At 37.6% G+C, this 18,601-nt stretch carries 19 protein-coding genes, 1 pseudogene and 1 other annotated feature; of the genes and pseudogenes, 7 read left to right on the top strand and 13 right to left on the bottom strand.

The features are described from left to right. Positions 1-50 precede the first annotated feature (50 nt). Positions 51-2,057, bottom strand: a complete 2,007-nt coding sequence (locus AB1471_RS12005) for an IucA/IucC family protein (RefSeq protein ID WP_367780006.1) — start codon at positions 2,055-2,057, stop codon at positions 51-53. A gap of 487 nt (positions 2,058-2,544) precedes the next feature. Between AB1471_RS12005 and AB1471_RS12000 the strand changes: the two genes are divergently transcribed. Beyond that, positions 2,545-2,991 (top strand): hypothetical protein, encoded by a 447-nt coding sequence (locus AB1471_RS12000; protein WP_367780005.1) that lies wholly within the window; start codon positions 2,545-2,547, stop codon positions 2,989-2,991. A gap of 203 nt (positions 2,992-3,194) precedes the next feature. Here AB1471_RS12000 and AB1471_RS11995 read toward each other — a convergent pair whose 3' ends face one another. The 5 genes from AB1471_RS11995 to AB1471_RS11975 form a co-directional block, all read right to left on the bottom strand. Next, positions 3,195-4,679, bottom strand: coding sequence for a glycine betaine uptake BCCT transporter (locus AB1471_RS11995; protein ID WP_367780004.1), 1,485 nt, complete (start codon positions 4,677-4,679; stop codon positions 3,195-3,197). A 338-nt stretch (positions 4,680-5,017) separates the two neighbouring features. Beyond that, positions 5,018-5,467: a hypothetical protein gene (locus AB1471_RS11990; RefSeq protein WP_367780003.1), complete on the bottom strand. Its 450-nt coding sequence runs from the start codon at positions 5,465-5,467 to the stop codon at positions 5,018-5,020. A gap of 379 nt (positions 5,468-5,846) precedes the next feature. Further along, positions 5,847-6,428, bottom strand: coding sequence for an SCO family protein (locus AB1471_RS11985; protein ID WP_367780002.1), 582 nt, complete (start codon positions 6,426-6,428; stop codon positions 5,847-5,849). A gap of 115 nt (positions 6,429-6,543) precedes the next feature. Further along, positions 6,544-9,675 (bottom strand): AAA family ATPase, encoded by a 3,132-nt coding sequence (locus tag AB1471_RS11980; protein ID WP_367780001.1) that lies wholly within the window; start codon positions 9,673-9,675, stop codon positions 6,544-6,546. After that, entirely contained in the window at positions 9,672-10,817 is a 1,146-nt protein-coding gene (locus AB1471_RS11975) for an exonuclease SbcCD subunit D (RefSeq protein ID WP_367780000.1), read from the bottom strand. The genes AB1471_RS11980 and AB1471_RS11975 overlap by 4 nt, the downstream gene beginning before the upstream one ends. Positions 10,818-11,202: 385 nt before the next feature. Here AB1471_RS11975 and AB1471_RS11970 point away from each other — a divergent pair, with 385 nt between their 5' ends. Continuing rightward, on the top strand, positions 11,203-11,760 hold the full coding sequence (locus AB1471_RS11970) for a DUF6241 domain-containing protein (protein ID WP_367779999.1): 558 nt from the start codon (positions 11,203-11,205) through the stop codon (positions 11,758-11,760). Between the two features lie 11 nt (positions 11,761-11,771). Here the strand turns inward: AB1471_RS11970 and AB1471_RS11965 are convergent. Then, positions 11,772-11,941: pseudogene (locus tag AB1471_RS11965) on the bottom strand (Tn3 family transposase); the annotation flags it as partial. A gap of 89 nt (positions 11,942-12,030) precedes the next feature. Continuing rightward, positions 12,031-12,283 (top strand) — a binding site (T-box leader). A 104-nt stretch (positions 12,284-12,387) separates the two neighbouring features. On the opposite strand from AB1471_RS11965, the gene trpS reads away from it, so the two are divergent. Both trpS and sspO read left to right on the top strand, forming a co-directional pair. After that, on the top strand, positions 12,388-13,374 hold the full coding sequence (gene trpS, locus AB1471_RS11960; protein ID WP_367779998.1) for a tryptophan--tRNA ligase: 987 nt from the start codon (positions 12,388-12,390) through the stop codon (positions 13,372-13,374). A gap of 322 nt (positions 13,375-13,696) precedes the next feature. Further along, positions 13,697-13,846: a small acid-soluble spore protein SspO gene (gene sspO, locus AB1471_RS11955; protein ID WP_367779997.1), complete on the top strand. Its 150-nt coding sequence runs from the start codon at positions 13,697-13,699 to the stop codon at positions 13,844-13,846. 334 nt (positions 13,847-14,180) lie between these two features. Here the strand turns inward: sspO and AB1471_RS11950 are convergent, their stop codons facing one another. Beyond that, complete coding sequence (locus AB1471_RS11950; RefSeq protein ID WP_367779996.1) at positions 14,181-14,354, bottom strand: hypothetical protein; 174 nt, start codon at positions 14,352-14,354, stop codon at positions 14,181-14,183. Between the two features lie 388 nt (positions 14,355-14,742). Between AB1471_RS11950 and AB1471_RS11945 the strand changes: the two genes are divergently transcribed. Further along, the gene (locus tag AB1471_RS11945; protein ID WP_367779995.1) at positions 14,743-14,892 is read left to right on the top strand and encodes a hypothetical protein; all 150 of its coding nucleotides are present in this window, start codon (positions 14,743-14,745) and stop codon (positions 14,890-14,892) included. A gap of 376 nt (positions 14,893-15,268) precedes the next feature. Here the strand turns inward: AB1471_RS11945 and AB1471_RS11940 are convergent, their stop codons facing one another. Together AB1471_RS11940 and AB1471_RS11935 are read right to left on the bottom strand one after the other, a co-directional pair. Further along, positions 15,269-15,412, bottom strand: coding sequence for a transposase (locus tag AB1471_RS11940; protein ID WP_437342366.1), 144 nt, complete (start codon positions 15,410-15,412; stop codon positions 15,269-15,271). A 50-nt stretch (positions 15,413-15,462) separates the two neighbouring features. Further along, positions 15,463-15,669, bottom strand: a complete 207-nt coding sequence (locus AB1471_RS11935) for a YesK family protein (RefSeq protein ID WP_437342367.1) — start codon at positions 15,667-15,669, stop codon at positions 15,463-15,465. A gap of 190 nt (positions 15,670-15,859) precedes the next feature. Here AB1471_RS11935 and AB1471_RS11930 point away from each other — a divergent pair, with 190 nt between their 5' ends. Continuing rightward, positions 15,860-16,288: a DUF2621 domain-containing protein gene (locus tag AB1471_RS11930; protein WP_367779993.1), complete on the top strand. Its 429-nt coding sequence runs from the start codon at positions 15,860-15,862 to the stop codon at positions 16,286-16,288. Positions 16,289-16,325: 37 nt separating this feature from the next. Here AB1471_RS11930 and AB1471_RS11925 read toward each other — a convergent pair whose 3' ends face one another. From AB1471_RS11925 to AB1471_RS11915, 3 genes are all read right to left on the bottom strand, one after another. Beyond that, positions 16,326-16,808 (bottom strand): CcdC family protein, encoded by a 483-nt coding sequence (locus AB1471_RS11925; protein ID WP_367779992.1) that lies wholly within the window; start codon positions 16,806-16,808, stop codon positions 16,326-16,328. 140 nt (positions 16,809-16,948) lie between these two features. Further along, positions 16,949-17,311 carry a response regulator gene (locus AB1471_RS11920; protein ID WP_367779991.1) on the bottom strand — a complete coding sequence of 121 codons (363 nt, stop codon included), beginning with the start codon at positions 17,309-17,311 and terminating at the stop codon, positions 16,949-16,951. A gap of 77 nt (positions 17,312-17,388) precedes the next feature. Then, positions 17,389-18,099 carry a cytochrome c biogenesis CcdA family protein gene (locus tag AB1471_RS11915; RefSeq protein ID WP_367780053.1) on the bottom strand — a complete coding sequence of 237 codons (711 nt, stop codon included), beginning with the start codon at positions 18,097-18,099 and terminating at the stop codon, positions 17,389-17,391. A 305-nt stretch (positions 18,100-18,404) separates the two neighbouring features. Between AB1471_RS11915 and AB1471_RS11910 the strand changes: the two genes are divergently transcribed. Further along, positions 18,405-18,599, top strand: a complete 195-nt coding sequence (locus AB1471_RS11910) for a Spo0E family sporulation regulatory protein-aspartic acid phosphatase (protein WP_367779990.1) — start codon at positions 18,405-18,407, stop codon at positions 18,597-18,599. Positions 18,600-18,601: the final 2 nt, after the last annotated feature.

Below are 18,601 nucleotides of genomic sequence, written 5' to 3'. Positions count from 1 at the left end.
AAACGCCTTACTCAGAACATCATTTTCAAAAACTTGTGTTCTCCCTTTACTCATGAATGAATTTCTCCCTTCCATTCCATCATTGGATTTGGAACTTTCGTAAACGAATTGGAAGTAAGATCTCCTCGTAGTCTCATCGTTGTGAGTTCCTTCAAATTAATCATAGGTTGAAAAAGAGCTTTCTCATCTGCAATAGCTACCTGGGCAATGTAAGGGTCTTTCTTCAGTTCACCAAAAACGGATGTACATACTGAAACGACTTGCTTCCAAAGCAGCCTCTCATCAATTCCTAGTTCACGAACGATGCATGTAATTAATTCGGCAAAATGATTTTGCATAACAGAATATGAGATAATATTTCGCATATGTTCTACTTTGTCTGTTACGATAGATGAACCAGGATAAAACTCCGCTTGAAATCCTTGCTTCTCCAATCTTTCCGGTAGAATGCGCACACCTCCGAAATCTCTTAAAATAATCCTTACTAGCTCTCCCTTACGGAATACAGAAACACTATTTTGCATATGACCTTCCAAACTAATTCCATACCGCACCATTAAAGTTAAAAATCCCGGTAATGAAGTTTGAGCATATTTATTAATAAATAAAGATGCAGCCTCTTTTACATTTGATATTTGATATTGCCTAGCTAACTCTTCTATTAATTCAACAACAATGATTTTCCCACTAATCGGTGACTCTGCTAAAAGTGCTGCAGCAACCATAGGAATTTCCTTTTCATTATTTACATAGTTCTCCGGATTCTCCCGTAAAATGCAAGCTAGATTGGCTTGCTGTGTCCACCGTTCATCTTCTGTCAATTGTTGATTTACTGGGTTAAAGTAAGTACCTGCCCGTTCTTGAAGTACAACAAAACGACCACCAAAATTATTTTCTTTCACCTGGATGCGAGCTAATATTTTTGAAAGACTTGGCCCATTTTCCACGGAATTGGGTGATACGGTACGCACAGCGCTAGTTGTCTGCACATTTACCGCTGTCTTTATATGATGCTTTTTCTGTCCCCAATTTTGAATCGGGGCTAACGAACGAAAAGATACCAATGCCTGTGTTGGAATACAAAAATCTGAGATGGGTATAATTTTTTTCTGCTCGATTTCTTCTTTGTACAGAGTACCTATAGTATGATCAAACTGCCATGGATGAACAGGAATCAACTCGAACTGAGTAGGTCTGACGCCCTCATCTAGCAAGGTTTTTTCAACTTTTGATTTTAATCCTTCATACTCTTTAAACAAACAACTTGTCACAGTGTGGGTATCAACAGAAGTCGTAAGACAATAGTCTTTTGAAACCGCTACAATAGCTACCTGCGGTGTTGCCCCCCATTCTGGTGAATATTGCACAACATCTTCCACCTTAAGACCAAGTTTTGTCTTAGCACCTGGATGTAGGGAATGACCTTCAACGACCCATTGTTCATAAAATGCAAGTGGACTAAAGCTATTGCGTTCCTTCCTCTGTTTGACTACCCATTCCAAGGATGTTTGTATTCCCTCTATATGAGCTAGCCTAGTTAACTCATGCTTTCTTAGTCCAGCACCTGTTAATGCCAAAGCTAGATTAGCCACTCCATTTTGAATTTCTATTTTGAATCGATGGTACTGCTTTTCTGTTACTTCCTTTAACAATCCTTCATGTCTTAACAACTCTAGCAGTTCAACAGGATGTGTAAGTATCTTAGAAGACTCGTTACTATAAATCACTATATCCCCCGCTAAATCAAATCGTCCAAGTGAATGCCGCTTCTTCACTACAGACTGAAGCCATTTTCCATTAGAAAGTTGGACACAAATACTTATCTCAACTCCTTCTAGCCATGATACCCTCTCTTCATTGATTATCTTCTCTCGTATAAGTGACTGAAACAAACGCTGAAAAATGCCTCTTCTTCCTGCATATAAATTCATAACGTATGCCTCTTCCAATTTAGGTTTTTCATAACGGATATATGCTAAAGTTTTATATTCTTCATTATCGAAAACTTCTTGTATCATTTTTGTAACATCTTCGTCCTTTTTGTATGTATCTCGCACAATTCCACCCATCCTTTACTCTTGAATTTTCAATACTCAATTCTTTAATGATAATGATTATCACTATACAGGATCGAGTTTTATAGTACTTGATAATGATTATCATTGTCAAGTACCATTAGTCCTAAAACAGATTTTGTGCAAAATAGTTATAAGGTGTATTAGGAAAATTAATTCATCATCAATTTTTGTGATTTAGTCAAGAAATAAGAAAACATATATGTCACCACAAATATTAGGAGGTTCATAAATGTTTTTAATATCACTAGACTTTCCATAATTTGAAGTTATTAAGTAAGTGCAGCCTGGATTGTACCACTTGTACCGAAACCATTCTTAATAAAGATGAGCGGGGTATGTGTGCAGTTGCATAACTCTTAAGTTATGGAACCAAACAGTATAAAAAAAAGAGAATAACCACAACAAAGACCGATTAATATATTTATGAATACACTAACTGTATTCGATTGGTTTGGGGGTGTAAATTTTGAGTCAATGCCATAAGCAAAAATCATGTTGGTGTAACGTTATTGTTGTCATCTTGCTTGGAGGACTGTTACTCCTTGGAATAGCCTCCGCGTTAATTTTTGGTTTTAGTTTTAAGAACCTAACGCAACCTAACGACGCCACCACTGACGAGATAGCGCTAACATCAAATGATTCAACCAATATCATTTATGAGAACATAGAACCTCAACCTGTTTTTATAAATGTGGAATTCCTCCCCGGTTCTGACACTTGCGAGGCTGAAGTCACATTGGAATCTAAGAATGGGAACACTACAGAAACTATCAAATTCGATTCGACAACTGGTCTACAACAAGCTATTACACTCGTTGGTAAAAAAGTCACTAAATCAACCGTAGAAGCATCTGTAGCTGATGATGAATTGTGCAGGCTAGAGATTCACACGGTTAACGGAATTCATTTTTAGGATTTCTCCTGTTGATGTCTCTATATTCATTCACCATGTCCACCACAAGAACCAGGCTAACGTCCATAATATAGGCGTACAGCCTAAAAAATATCATAAAAAAGAAACATCCCTTCCTAATGTAGAAAGGGATGTTTTCTTATTTAGTCTTTTCTAATATTTGTTTAATATCGTATCAAATATCACGGCGTTTAGGCGTTAGCTTAAAGATCGAGATCTTTTCGCTCTTGATTCAACGACTTATAGGTCGAGATCATCATGAGTAAGATGATAAACGAGAACGGGAAGGCGGCGACAATTAAGGCATTTTGAAGTGCCTGCAAACCATTTGCAGAAAGCAAGATCACAGCAACCGTTGATAATGCTAGCCCCCATGTCAATTGCACTGCATTAGATGGTGTCAATGAACCATTCGTTGTCTGCATTCCTAAGACATATGTTGCCGAATCGGCAGATGTGATAAAGAACGTAGTGATTAACAAAATCGCAAGGACAGATAGAATCACACCAAATTGATATTCGTTAAAGACAGCGAATAGTACTTCCTCTGTTAAAAGGCCTGTTAAATCAATGCCCGATTTTTGCACATCGATCGCACTTGAACCAAATACAGAGAACCAGAAAAAGCCTAAAAGTGACGGTAGCAACAGCACCCCTGCCATAAATTCACGAATGGTTCGTCCACGTGAAACACGTGCAATAAAGATCCCTACAAATGGTGACCAAGAAATCCACCAAGCCCAATAGAAGATCGTCCACCCATCAATCCATGAACGGTTTTCTTCATCAAGTGGCGCAATTCGGAAACTCATTTCTACTAAATTTTGCGCATAAGCACCTAAAGAATTTGTAAATAAATTCAAAATCAACATGGTTGGTCCAATAATTAACATGATCACCATCAAAATAAGGGCTAGCACCATATTTGTGTTTGATAAATAACGAATCCCTTTACTAATTCCAGACCAAGCTGAAATCATAAATAGGACCGTCACTACCACAATGATACCAAGTTGCCATGGAAAACTAATGTCAATACCAAATAAGTATGACAATCCACCATTGATTTGAATGGCACCAAAGCCAAGCGTAGTTGCCACCCCTATTACGGTAGCAAATACAGCTAGTACATCCACAGCGACTCCCCAACCGCCACGCATTTTTTTACCAAATAACGGTACAAGCGTAGCTGAGATTAGTCCTGGCTCACCCTTACGGAATTTAAAATAGGCTAGTGCTAAGGCAACAACTGCGTAAATGGCCCATGCATGAAGGCCCCAATGGAAAAACGAATACTGCATCGAGTCGCTAAGTGCTTGATCACTACCTGCTTCGGCAAGCGGTGGATTAGATGCAAAGTGAAGCACTGGCTCACTCGCGCCCCAAAATACAAGTCCAATCCCCATTCCTGCACTAAATAGCATCGCAAACCATGACGCTGTTGAATATTCTGGACGTTCATCTGGTTTACCCAGACGAATTTGTCCAATTGGGGTCAAAGCAAGAACGATACAGAAAATAACCATAGCTGTTACTAATATTAAGTAATACCACCCAAAAGAGGATGTAATAAATGCTTGTATGTTTGCCGTTACTTGTTCAAAACTACTAGGTGCTACAACCGCATACACTGTTGCTGCAAGCAACATGGTAATCGTAATCCAAAATACATTCGAAATCTTTTTCATTATTTTCTCCTTATGTTGTGAGTAAATTATCTCTTTGGAACACAAAAATGAGCAAAAAATACAAGATTAACCCGTAAACATTTTGGCAATCGAGAAAACAACAAGGGGCGTATCCTGAAAAGAAAAATCATCAAGTCAGTGTAGACGAATGAGGGTAATACGAGACTAAAGTCTTACTTGATGACTGAAACGTGATCATTCAATAATTGAAACTTTACCTCGTTTAAAAACTGCTAGGAAAAAGAACGACAACGATAAACAACAATTGAAGGAAGAAATTTTTTCGTTTTTTATATGGTGTTCATAAATGACTTGATTATACATTCACGTGAACCTACTTATTCTTCTTTATCAATCTCAACTGTAGGATTATCAGGAGTCTGGGGAAGGTTTGGTGGGTACAATTCTTCAATTGATTGATCTCGTTCTTCGTGGTCTTGATGTTGATACATTTCATTCACACGGGTTTCAGCATTTAGTTCTGTTTCTTCCTCAACGTTTTCTAGTTGTTGATTTTGTGTATCAGGTTTTGGTTGTTCACTTTGAGAGGAATGATCGTTAACTGATTCCTCATCATTTAACTGATTTTGTTCTGTTTCTTGATTTCCTTCACTCGATTGCTCTGCTTCTTGAGGAACTTCTTGATCAAATTCACTCGGTTCCATTTCTTCTTGAATTTCTTGAATGTCAGGAGAAGGTGGTGATACAAACTCGACTACAATAACCGTGACACTCGTCATCATAATAAAAGACATGGTTGATAATAACACCCATTCTTTTTTTCGCATGTGTTCGTCACCTTTCCTTCCATTGCTTTCTGCGTGAAATTCGTTGTGAATCCTAAAAACGTCTGCACGCCGTCAATATCTCGTTGTCCAAACGACAGTGTATGAACATCTTCAAAAGACCGAGCTTTGAAAAATTCAACATCATCAACTTGATACGTTTGGCTTTCATACGAAAAACTTCTGAAAATGGCTTGTACTGGTGATAAGTTCCAATTGAAAAATAAATAAAGCGAAAGAAGACAACAACCCTCGCCTCTTTTTTCACTTTGACGACACAACGACTCCCACTACAATGTTATAAAACCTTTGTAGTGGGAGTCGTTGTCATCTCGACAAATTTCTACAATAGCGTAGGACCTTCTTATTTCTGTACTATTTACTATTCTTTAGCCACAGTTTTTAAATCTGACACGATTTCATCTGTTGGAACATCAGTAATCCCGTCGTAACTTTTCACAACGGTTCCATCTTTGTTTATTAAATAAAAGAATGTTTGATGTACGACTTGATCTGTTGTAGGATCATCAGCAACGATCTGTTGAAATGAATCCAGTGCAATTTCTATAATCTCTTTCTGGCTGTAACCTGTTAAGAAATTCCACTTGTCTTCATTCATCTCATAGGCACTCATAAACTCTTGTAATGCTTCTGGCGTATCATTTTCAGGGTCCACACTAAAAGAGACGATCTGATAGTCTTCAATTCCTGCGCTTTCAATTTCAGCTTGAACTTGAGACATATTATAGGTCATTGGTGGGCAAACCGTGTCACAATTTGTAAAGATAAAATTAACTAACGTCGGTGTTCCTTTGATATCATCTAGTGTCACTGTTTCATGTTGTTGATTAGTATAAGAAAAGTCTCCTAATTCACGGTTCATGTTCCCTTCGAACCCACTCGAACAAGCCGCTAAGATTATTGTAATAACTGCCATCATTGCAATAATTATGCGTTTTTTCATATGTATGTCCTCCATTCAATACTCGTTCTTGATCTAGCCACCTAATTGTACATAAACGACGACATAATCACAACGGATCAAAGCGGAGGAACATGTAGATTTTGTGACATCGACTCTATGAAGTGAAATAAAACGCTGTCGTACTGCCTTGTTGTGTGGATTCCACTTCAAGTCTCGCATCAATGCGTTCCTTTAGTTCAGGTACGTGTGAGATTACTCCAACCAGTCTTCCACTGCTTTGAATATCCATAAGTGACTCGATAGCTTGATCAAGTGATTCAGGGTCAAGTGTACCAAATCCTTCATCGATAAACATCGTTTCAAGCGATACTCCACCTGCATGCGATTGAACAACCTCAGCAAGTCCTAAAGCGAGAGACAAAGATGCCTTAAACGCCTCTCCTCCTGACAAAGTCTTGACATGGCGCTGTTGCCCCGTGTATTGATCAAATATAAGTAATTCGAGTCCACCTTGAACATTGCCTTTAGACTTGTCCTCTTTTCTTAAAAGTTGATAACGTCCAGAGGTCATTTTGCTTAACCTGTCGTTTGCGATGAATAAGATATCTTCTAAATAAAATGCCAAGACGTATCGTTCAAACGTTAACCGTAAATGGTTTTTACCGTTTGCCATATCAGCTAAGTGACCCACCAGTGAATATTCTTCTTCAAGAGTGGCCGTTGCACGAGCATTTTCTTCAATTCGATCTAACAGTGATTCATGGCGTTCAATATACGATGTGACTTTATGATGATTTGTCTCTATGTTCTGCAATATTTCATCTATTTTCTTCAGTTGTTCATTGAGCAACGTTCGATCAGCTTTCTCTATGTTTTCGAGTTCTTTTTCCTTGGTGTTCATCTGTTGCTTCGTCGAATAAAATTGTTGTTCAAATTGCTGAACATGATGTTCATTTTGGGCAAGTTCGAGTTCGCTAATTCTTGATTCTATTAAGTGTTGTTCGTCTTCAAACGCCGACTCTTCCAATGATTGATGCCATTTTGTTTGTATTTCAGCGAGTCTGTGTTGTTCCTTGTCCCGCTCTTCTCGTGTTTGGTCTAATCGGTTTGAAATGGTTTGATGGTGTTCTTTTAAATGAGATGCTTGTTCTTCTGCTTGTTTCTTTTGTGCTTCAAAGCTTGAGATTAGGTTTTTTAATTCTTGGATTTTCTTTTGGTAATGTACCTCATCCAAATATTCATTAGGGATCTCTCCGCTTAGTCGATTTAAATTCGTTTGTGCCTCGACAAATTGGTCACGCTTTTGTTGTACATTTATCGTTTGATTATTAAACTGGACCGTAAGCTGTTCGAGTGATTTTACGAGCGAGTCTTTTTTTGCAAGAGATTGCTTCGCTCTTGCTGTATCTTGATCCATCTTACGTATGATTTGTTCTTTTTGAACGATTTCTTCGCCCACTGACAATTTAATTTGATCCAATCTCGTCCATTCGAATTCACCAAGAATTGACTCAAGCTCTACTGTCATTTGACTTTTTTCTAAATTGATTTCTTTCAAACGCTCGCTTGCTTGGTTTAATTCAACAAGTCCTTTTTCACGGTCAGATAAAGCTAGTTGCCACTTCTCAGCAGCGATAGCTAATTCCTGTTCCGACACATGATGATCGTCACCCGTGGCCTTATTTGGATGATGGCTTGATCCACAAACGGGGCAAGGTTCATCTTGGTGTAATTGACGCGAAAGTATGACAGCTTGTGAAGAGTAAAATTGGCGTTCAATCTCTTTTTTCTCTTCATTCGCTTCTTTCACTTGGTTTTCTGTTTGAATGTTTTCTTCCTTCAGTAAGACAATCCGGTCTGTCCATTGTCTAAGTTGACTGTTTATCCGGAGAGCTCGCTCAATTAATTGAAGGACATAGCGTTTGGACTGTAATTGATCTTTTTCTTCATATGATTGCAGTTTAGAATCATTTAATTGTGAAAGTTCTTTATCTAGCATAGAAATTTCTTGCTGCGTGGTTTTGAGCTGTTCTTCCATATGATTGAGTGACTTTTTTTCAACCATTCCTTGTTGGGTAATCTTTGTTAAAGATTGTTCGAATGATTTTCGCTCAGTTATTTTGTCTTCAAGAGCCAATACATCATGAAGTTCTTGTTGAAGTAATTCATTCTCTTCTCTTCGTTGTTCAAGCTTTTGATCCGCTTGATTTGCGGATACAAGGTCTGATGTTGCTTTATCCAGTGCTTTTTCAAAAGATTTGATCTCTCGAACTCGCTCTTCTAAAACTCGCTTTTTCTCGTTAAGCTCATTTCTAACCGGCCAGAGTTTTTCTGCTTGCTTAGCAACGACAATGCGTTCTTTTTGTTCATTTATTTGTTGTTGCTGTTGTGTCAGTTCTTGAACCTCTTCTTTCAATCGTGCAAGCTGCACAAACGCTTCATCAATATAGATGGCTCTCTCCATTTCTTTCATTAATTGGTCTCGTTTTGTTCGTTCAGTCGCTAATTCCTTGCTGAGCTGTTTTTTTTCTTCTTTTTGAGTTGCTACTAAGTTCTTCGCTAGTGATAAAACCATTTCTTCATGAATCGAGTCAGCTGTTAGAAGGTTTTTTAACTTTTCATGGTCGAGTGGGTCGATCGATCCAATCCACTTTAAACGTTCCATTCTCGATTGCCCCACTTGTCGTTCAAGATGACCTGCTTTTTCTTTCAAATGGTCTTGAACATTTTTAAATAGTTCCGTATGAAAAAGCTTTTGAAGAATTTGTTCTTTATCTTTACTATCAGATGTTAATAGCTTGCGAAATTCACCTTGTGGAATCATGAGAATTTGCTTGAATTGATGGAAATCAAGTTGCATTAACGAGCGGATTTTTTCGTCAACCTCTCTCACATTTCCCGCAAGCAGGCGTTCTTCACCATTATCGAGTTGATATAGTTCTGCTTTTGTATTGATGGTTGTAAATCCATCTCCACGTGTTTTTTGTTTTTCTTGTTGGGGCGAGCGAATGATTTTATAGTGGCGATTTTTCAAACTAAATTGAAGTGTTACTTCCGTCAACACGGAAGCGTTCGCAAATTGGCTGCGTAAGTCTGTACCTGTACGTTCTTCCCCGCTCGTACGACCATAGATAGCAAAAGCAATGCCATCAAAAATGGTCGTTTTTCCTGAACCTGTTTTTCCAGAAATAACGAACATTGTACGGTTTTCTAGCATACGAAAGTTAATATGTTCAATGTTTGCATAAGGTCCAAACGCTTGCATCGTTAACGTAATCGGCTTCATGATTGATCCTCCTTATTTCTGACATGCTGCAAAACGGTCGTCAGCTTATTTTCTTTTTGTAATGACCAATCACTTGTCGTGACTTGATCATAAAATTCTTTAAATAGATCAATATCCGTTTTTCCTTCACGTGCGTCCAATGAGGCTGTCGTTCGTTTAGATTGATCTCGAAGCGCTAATTTTCTCTCTAGATGCAATACGTTCGGATAAATTTGTCTCAATTGATTCATTGGATCGATAAGCGCTCCATCATCAAGCAACGTAATTTTTAAAAAATCGTCTCGTTTTTGCGTACGATAAAACTCTTCATCCATCAGTTCCTGTAGATAACCTTTGATTTCACGCATGTCACGTTCAGCTTTTAATGGTTTTTCTGTGACCGTTACAGCACCCTCTTCATTGATCTCAACGACTTTCACTATTTTTCGCTGCTTTGCTTCGGAAAATGAATACTTCATCAGAGACCCTGAATAGTGAATGGTGTCGTGTTTGATTGCATCAGGACTATGGAGGTGACCAAGAGCTGTGTAGGTGAAGGGTAAGAATAGCTCTCCTCCAACACATCCTGATCCTCCAACTGATAACGTCCGCTCAGAATCACTAGTTGAACCGCCTAAAACAAACGCATGTCCTACAAACACATTCGGCACAGACAAATCCATCTTTTCGACGATCTTTTCAACAACTGCTTTCATTGCATCATGGTGCGAAGTAAGATCCTTCTGTTGCAATACCTCGCGAATTGGACCTGGATCTGAAAATGGAACAGGATGAAACCTGACACCTTTTATTTCAACCGGTTGTTGATTTGGCAACCATTTACCAGTCATATAAAGATTAGATTTACGATACCAAGATGCACCAAAAGATAGACGCTCTGAGCTGTCATGATTTCCTGAAATTGCTACAATCGGGATATTCATGTCGACATTTATTGTATGCAATGTATCATTTAATAGATTAACAGCATCTGTTGGGGGCACAGAACGATCATAAAGGTCACCCGCTATAACAAGTGCATCCGGTTGCTCTTCTATTAAAATATCAATTAGTTCTTTAATGACTTGTTTTTGATCTTCTGTCATATATACACCATGGACAAGTTTCCCTAAATGCCAATCGGCTGTATGAATAAATTTCATGAAACGACTCCTCTTTTCTACGATCATTGTTAGTTATTATATCAAAAGAAAGATGAAACTCGAATGTAAGAGAATATAGTAAACCGAGGGAATGGATGGATGAGACTTTCGACAGACTCATTATGGAACTTATGGTCGTTTTTTGCAATCTATTTATTGAATGAATTTATACACCTCAGCCCTTGTGTGACAAGGTTTTTTAGGCATAAAAAAAGGAATACATCTCTACAGTGTCGAAGTGAAAGTAAGAACCAAAACAAAACCAACAAAGGCAAACAGTGTAATTTAAAAAATTCAATTAGTCAATAAGGATGGTACACACTTTTTTAACGTTACAATCACGAAATTTCAGTCTGATAAAAAACATTAGAATTGGAGGACTTTTATGAAAAAAATGATTATAACTCTAATTACTGTCGCTGTAATAGCTGCCGCTGGGATAGGAATGTATGTAGGCTTAGACCTTTCTCGCGAGAATAGTAAGAAACAGGAACAAGCAAAAGTCCAATCTGAAGTGGTGAAAGGTGCGGAATCCGAAGAAACTGAGCAGACAATGAAGATCGATGTAATACAATATGATATTGGGATTGATAATGATTCAACCCAAGAGGATGTTATTGATGTGATGCACAAAATGGTACACCAAAAAGTGAAAGCAACAGAAAAATGGGGAGCAATTCCATTGATTCCAGATACGATTGAAAAGGTTTATGATATTATTTTTAACAGCAATTTTGACTTGAAAGATGACTTATTAAAGATTGCTACAGGATGGAAGAATGAAGAGTTTGACACCGTAGTCGAAGACCATAACTACTTCTGGGGTTACCAAGATGGAACAATTGGTGAAGCTTATGAAATAATGAGTGAATCTGAAGAGCAGGAATTCGTTTTAAACAACTTTGGTGATGAAATGGCACGATCATTAGAAGATTCTAATTAAACGAATGCTTCTAAGACATTCATGGTCTCTCCTTTATTTATTCCTCGTTGTACACGACGACGCAGCGATTTATTTAAAACGTAATCCAATATAAATATAGTTTTTTCTATGCTTCCGATTTCTTTAAGTTTGAGACCTTGTCCTGCCTTGCATAAGATCCAAGTTTGACCATAATAAGGGACCATAAACTGTTCCCTCCTTTTGCAAGTTATGTCATTTGATTTTTTGACCATTTCCGTTTATTATAAAATAAATTAAAACATGAACGGATTAACGATGTAGAAGAAGAACAAGTACGTATCAGTTATGAGGTTCAGAGAGTCGGTGGTTGCTGTGAACCGATCCTCACCTGATATCGAATGGGCTTCTGAATCGCTCGCTGAACAATGAGTAGGCGTTGCCGGGATTCTCTTCCCGTTTTCAAGAGAGGAGTATCGTAAGGATTTTCTACTCTTACTGTACTTTAGAGCGAATCGCTTGTTGCGATTTAAAAAGGTGGTACCACGTTAACCTCGTCCTTTACTGGGCGAGGTTTTTTGTATTTCTTAAAGGGGGTGATGTCCATGGATGATGACTGGTGGATCTCAAGTTTAAATCATAGAAGAAAAATTATTAGGAGGATCATAAATGAAAGAGCGTATATTAACAGGAGATCGGATTACAGGAAAACTTCACCTTGGACATTACGTTGGGAGCTTAAAAAACCGAGTGGAGTTGCAAAATCAATATGAAACATACTTATTACTAGCAGACGTTCAAGCACTGACTACTCACTTTGAAAAACCAGAGTTGATCGAGCAAAACTTACGCAATGTGGCCTTAGACTATTTATCCGCAGGAATTAACCCTGATAAGGCAACGATTTTTGTTCAATCTTTGATTCCAGAGATTGCTGAGTTAACCACTTATTTTTCCATGTTTGTGACGGTGAATTCATTACGCCATAATCCCACGATTAAATCGGAAGCTAAGGAACGTGGCTTTCAAGATATGTATTACGGATTCCTTGGCTATCCTGTAAGTCAGACAGCAGATATTACCTTTTGTAAGGCGACGTTGGTTCCTATAGGTGAGGATCAACTTCCTCATATTGAACAAACAAGGAAAATCGTGCGTCGATTTAACCAACTTTATAAACCTGTGTTATTGGAACCAAAACCACTCATCGGGGATGTTCCACGGCTTATCGGATTAGATGGAAACAATAAAATGAGTAAAAGCCTTGGAAATGCCATTCATTTGGATTCCACCCAAGAAGAGGTCAATGAGAAGATTAAAAAAGCGACAACTGATCCTGCTCGAGTTCACAAAATGGATATCGGTCATCCTGACATTTGTCCAATCTATGCATATCATCAAACCTTTCGTAAAGAAGGCTCCGATGAAATTTATGAAAGCTGTAAAAAGGGGCAAATCGGATGTATGGAATGCAAGCTAAAAATCGCTCAAAGTATCAACGATTTCCTTGAACCAATGAGGGAACGAAGAATAGTGTATCAAAATAATCCAAAAATGGTCTATGAAATTCTTATGTCAGGTACAGAAAAAGCACAACTTGTAGCAAAAGAAACAATGCAAGAGATACGTGAGGCAATGAGTATGAACTATTTCTAACTTAAGGTTTTTCGTTGTCTTTCTTATGAAGGTAAAAATTTAGATTTATTTGTCCAAATTTAGTTTGAATGTAAAGATATAATATCCTTTTTGCTAAATTTTTATTAAAATCATTTGCACTATTCGCATCCTAGATTTTCTAGGATGCTTTTTTTGTAAAAGGAAAGAATAAAAATAACCTTGGGAGGTGATTGTAGTGAGCACGAATAAACAGAAAAAAGACGGTGGAACAAAACAAAAAAGTAAACAAAAACCACAACATAAAACTTCCAGCTCAGCAAATGGACAGAACGGATATCACTAAACATATGGAGGGTTCCCTATGGTAAAAAGAAAAGCAAAACATATCATTCCTGGAATGAATGCAGCAAGTGCTCAAGGTACAGGGGCTGGATATAACGAAGAAATTGCCAATGAACCACTTACTGAGGCACAAAAACAAAACAATAAGAAACGTAAAAAAAATCAATAATTACTCGATAGATGAAGATGGTTTTGATGGATATTAACTCATTATGTCTTACATTATCACAACACATTGCATCGATAGGTGACGACCTTTTCCTATCAAAAACCAACGAGACAAAGGCATGCATATTTGTCTCATTGGTTCTTTTCTAATTTTGAAAGTACAAATTTAAAGACAACCCTTACTTCATTACAAACATTTAGCCAATTAATGCCTCTATCCTGCCTCTCATTTAAGTTGTGGTGATACCAATGAGATAAATTTGGCCACAGCACCCCTCTTAAATTTTGGAACATGGTCATTCTCCCCCTTCACCTCCTGTATCGCAAGTCCACCCTTATGATTCAAGCCAATTAAAAATAGGTTTTTCTTGCCTTACAGCTGTGAGTGTGGCTTGTTGAAACGCACGGTATAAATACTTCTTTAACGATTTCAACTGCCCTTGCTTCGCTTGGAAAATCGTTGAATGCCAAACTTCATTAAATGGTTCTGGACGATTTTCTATTAGCATAGATTATTGAATCGACACTTTTGCTCGCAATAAAATCCCGTAATAATCATAAATGGAGGCTGCATCATTAAGTAGCGTGAGGAGGCTTGGCTTGAATAGTTTGTGATACGTGTTTTTCTTTTAACTGTTGTTCCACAGCAAGGTTAATTCTTCCTTTGATTTAAATGATTGAAATTTGTTTAACCACATCATGGTTCATTCGCTCCTTTGTATATGAAAAGTTGAGAAATAATTTCTCACTTCCATATCGCAAAAAGTCGGACGAATAGTCACCCTGTGGAGAAAAAATTATTATAGAATAGAAAGTATAGAAAATTCATACTTTTGACCGATTCATTTTTAAAAATTTTCTGATAATATAGAGATACAATGAAAGGAGGGACGCTGCATGCGTGAAGTTGAAGGTGTATTTGTTGACGAAGCGGAAAAGCAGATGGAGGACTATGTAACGGTGACGGCGGACGACAAACATTTCTATAACATTCGTCGCGAGAATTTACATCAGCTCGTTTCCCTCGGCTACAAACAAATCAAGTAATACATTCGTCACGGTGAAGACACCATTAAGGGACCTAACAAAGTAATAACAGCTTCTTTTGTTAGGTGCATAACAGTAAAAAACACATTCAATCACAAAATATGCACAAATTAATTCGCTTACACTTCACATCAAGATTAAGCTTGGAGAAATTTCTCCAAGCTTATTTATTTTTTCATTTGGGTATATATTATGTTGCAGAACTCATTTTCGGTCAGAACGATTGCGACCTTATTAAGTGTGCAAAAGCAAATACAAGTGAAGTACCTTTTCTTTGGCTTTATAAAACCAGTTTGAAAAGGTTTCTTTTAATACGCTTACTTAAGCTCATCCGAAAACCCTAGATAACGCTGCAAAGACCACTGATCTTCTTCCGTTAATTTGTGGGATGCTTTGTGGAATACATAACGCCTCTTCTAACTTTCTTACGATCATAATCATGCCAAGAAGACTGAATAAGCCTACGAACACGAACTAATACCCAATAGATATAACGAACGAAATGAAATCGGTCAGCCACAAAGACCGGGTTATTAAGAGCTTATTTAACAGCTGACTTGAAGGACGGTCTCATATCCATGATAACGATCTCGACCTGTTCCCCAAAATAATTGCCTGTATAGAAATAATCAAAATAGGAGCTGTGAACAATCCATATGCTGCACCTTCAAAACCTCTAACAATCAAAAATCCGATTAAGAACAAGGCTATTCCGATAACTAATCCTGTAATTCCTGGTAGATTGTTATATGAAGAATTAAGGCTTTTCTTCTTCAATATTAATGTAATAATGAACAAAACGACTCCAACTTAAAAGACTAAACCTAAGGGTAAAAGTAACATTTTTATGTCCTCCCTTTTATATGTAGAAAGCCTTACATCTTATCCTTAACCATTTCTTGCCGATATCCGCCTTGTCCTTTATAATGAAAGCATCAATAATGGACAAAAATTTGAGGTGGATAAAATGCTTGAAGGTTGGTTTTTATGGTTTATTTTAGTTTGGATTGTCGTACTCGTCACACTTTTTGCGATCGGCGGGTTTTTTATGTTCCGAAAGTTCCTCAAACGAATGCCAAAGCAAGATGGCAAATCTGATTTGGATTGGGAAGAACATTATGTAAGAGAATCAAGGCACCTGTGGCAGGATCGTGAGCTTTCGCTTTTAGAAGATTTAGTGAGTCCAGTTCCAGAACTTTTCCGTGATATCGCTAGACAAAAAATCGCCGGGAAAATTGGCGAACTCGCATTGAAAGAACAAGCGAATTCCATTGATTTAGACCTTATCATACGCGGTTACATTACTGCAACTCCAAAACGAGATCATAAATTTTTGCGTAAAAAAATGGACGATTTAAATATTGATTTGAACCCTTACGAAGATTTATTCGCATAAGAAAAAGCAATCTCACATCCTTGGAGATTGCTTTTTCTTATGCGAACTGTGATCTTTCGCTTGATTCTTTTAGGCTCAATTTGCGATATTGAAGATACATCGCAATTCGCCAAGGTACAATCATGCCAAATGCTAAGATCCAAAACATCCCGCTCAATGCCCCAACATCAATCGTTGAGCTTAAGATAAGCTTCATAATCACGCGAACCACAAGCAATCCCATTAATATAAATGGAAATGCTTTTGATGTTTTCATGTAAATTCCTTCATCGCGCACTTCAAATTTAGTTGTCTTAATTAACAAAACTGAAAAAATCATGCCAACTAGAAGTGCTTCTGCCACTTCAAGTGGAGTAACGTGGAAATATGGAAAGATGAACATTAATGCTCCCGTACTCATAAACAATGGGGGCAAAATAATTTTTTTAGCTGATACAGGTCGTTTTGCAGCTTTCATTCGTATCATTAGGACGACTAATCCCATAATCACGGCGGCAATTGTGGACAAAATGACTGGCATGCGAACTCCACCTCTTTAACTTAATAAAGCTATTATATAGGACTTCGACACGTTTGTAAAAAAGGTTGATGAATGATTTGACCCATTAATTTGAGCATTTAAAAAACCGATTCTTTAAAAGAATCGGCTAGCGTGCTTTATTACATTTTACAAACACGATTTATCGAATCAATGACTCGACCTCCATCAAAAGGTTTGACGATAAAATCTTTTGCTCCGGCTTCAATAGCTTCAATGACCATTTGTTGTTGCCCCATTGCCGAACACATAATGATTTTCGCATCTGGAAATTCACCTAGAATAGCTTTCGCTGCACTCAATCCGTCCATAACGGGCATAGTAATGTCCATTGTGACAAGGTCTGGTTGAAGGCTACGATATTGTTCGATCGCTTCTTCCCCATTTTCAGCTTCTCCAACGATGTTGTAAATCGAGTTGTTCAGCATATTTTTCAATGTCATTCTCATAAATTTCGCATCATCCACAATTAGTAAATTCGGCATTGTTCTCATCCTTATCTTGGAGTATAAAATTACTATACACCTAATCCAAAAGACCTGCAATACTCATTGTAGATTTCTCAAAAACCTTGGAAATCTCCGAATATCGGTGAAAGCCAACGGATAATTAGCGTCATTCCATCAAAAAACAACAATACTCCCATTCCAATCATAATCCAACCACCAATTTTAGTCATCTGAGCACTGTAACGCTTGATCCAGCCCATTCGACTCAGGAAAAAGGATAAAACGAAAAACGGAAGGGCAAATCCAAGGAAATAGGCGATCATGTAGATCATACCAGATCCAGGATTAGTTGCTGCCATTGCCACAACTGCCGCTAAAATCGGTCCCATACACGGCGTCCAACCCGCTGCAAAAGCTAGTCCAATCAACGATGATCCCAAATATCCTGAAGGTCGGTTTTTAAATTCAAAGCGACGTTCTCTCATCATAAATTCTGGTTTGAACATTCCTACAATCAATAGACCAAAGACAACAATCAGGATCGCTCCTACTTGTCGAATTAGATTTTGATTTCCATAAAAGAAATCATACATCCATGTCGTTGAAAAGCCTAAAGCAATAAAGATTAACGAAAATCCCAGTAAGAAAAAGAGCGTATGCAACAAGCTTCTACGTTGAAGCATGGCATTGTCTTGAGATAACTCTTTCACAGACATCCCGGTAATATAAGATAAAAATGCTGGATACAGCGGTAATACACAAGGCGAGATAAAACTTAAAAAACCAGCGCCAAATGCCAAAAATAAATTTAAATCGGCCACTATTATGCCTCCCTTATGTAGTGCGTAGTATAGTACGAATCAATTGTATGCCTTAATTATTCTACCAAACATTTTAGCAATATACACCAAATGAGATCCAAACTTTTTGTGACAGACCCCGACGCCTCGGGAATCATATGTCAGAATGTCTCATAAAGACAAATTTTTAGGGTAAAAAAAATTTCAAAAAAGTGATATATACTTTGATATCTACCACACTTTTTTGTATACTAGACTCTAAGTTACAGGGATGACAAAAACTGTATGAGTTATGATGCCAATCATGTTCTCATCGAAAGGACAACCATATGGCTGACCAGTGCGGACTACTTAATCAAATTGAAAAAAAAAGACAAGTCCTGATCTATGTTGTGGCCAAGGAAGGTTTAGCCTCTCAACTAGCTATACAATATTCTCAAGAACTTGATGACTTACTAAATCGATATGACCGCTTGTATACACAAGACTTACCAAACTTAAGTTCAACCTACATGAAAGCATAACG

The sequence above is a fragment of the Jeotgalibacillus marinus genome (genome assembly GCF_040801915.1).
Taxonomy (GTDB): Bacteria; Bacillota; Bacilli; order Bacillales; family Jeotgalibacillaceae; genus Jeotgalibacillus; species Jeotgalibacillus marinus.
This window is presented reverse-complemented; position numbering and strand designations above follow the sequence as displayed.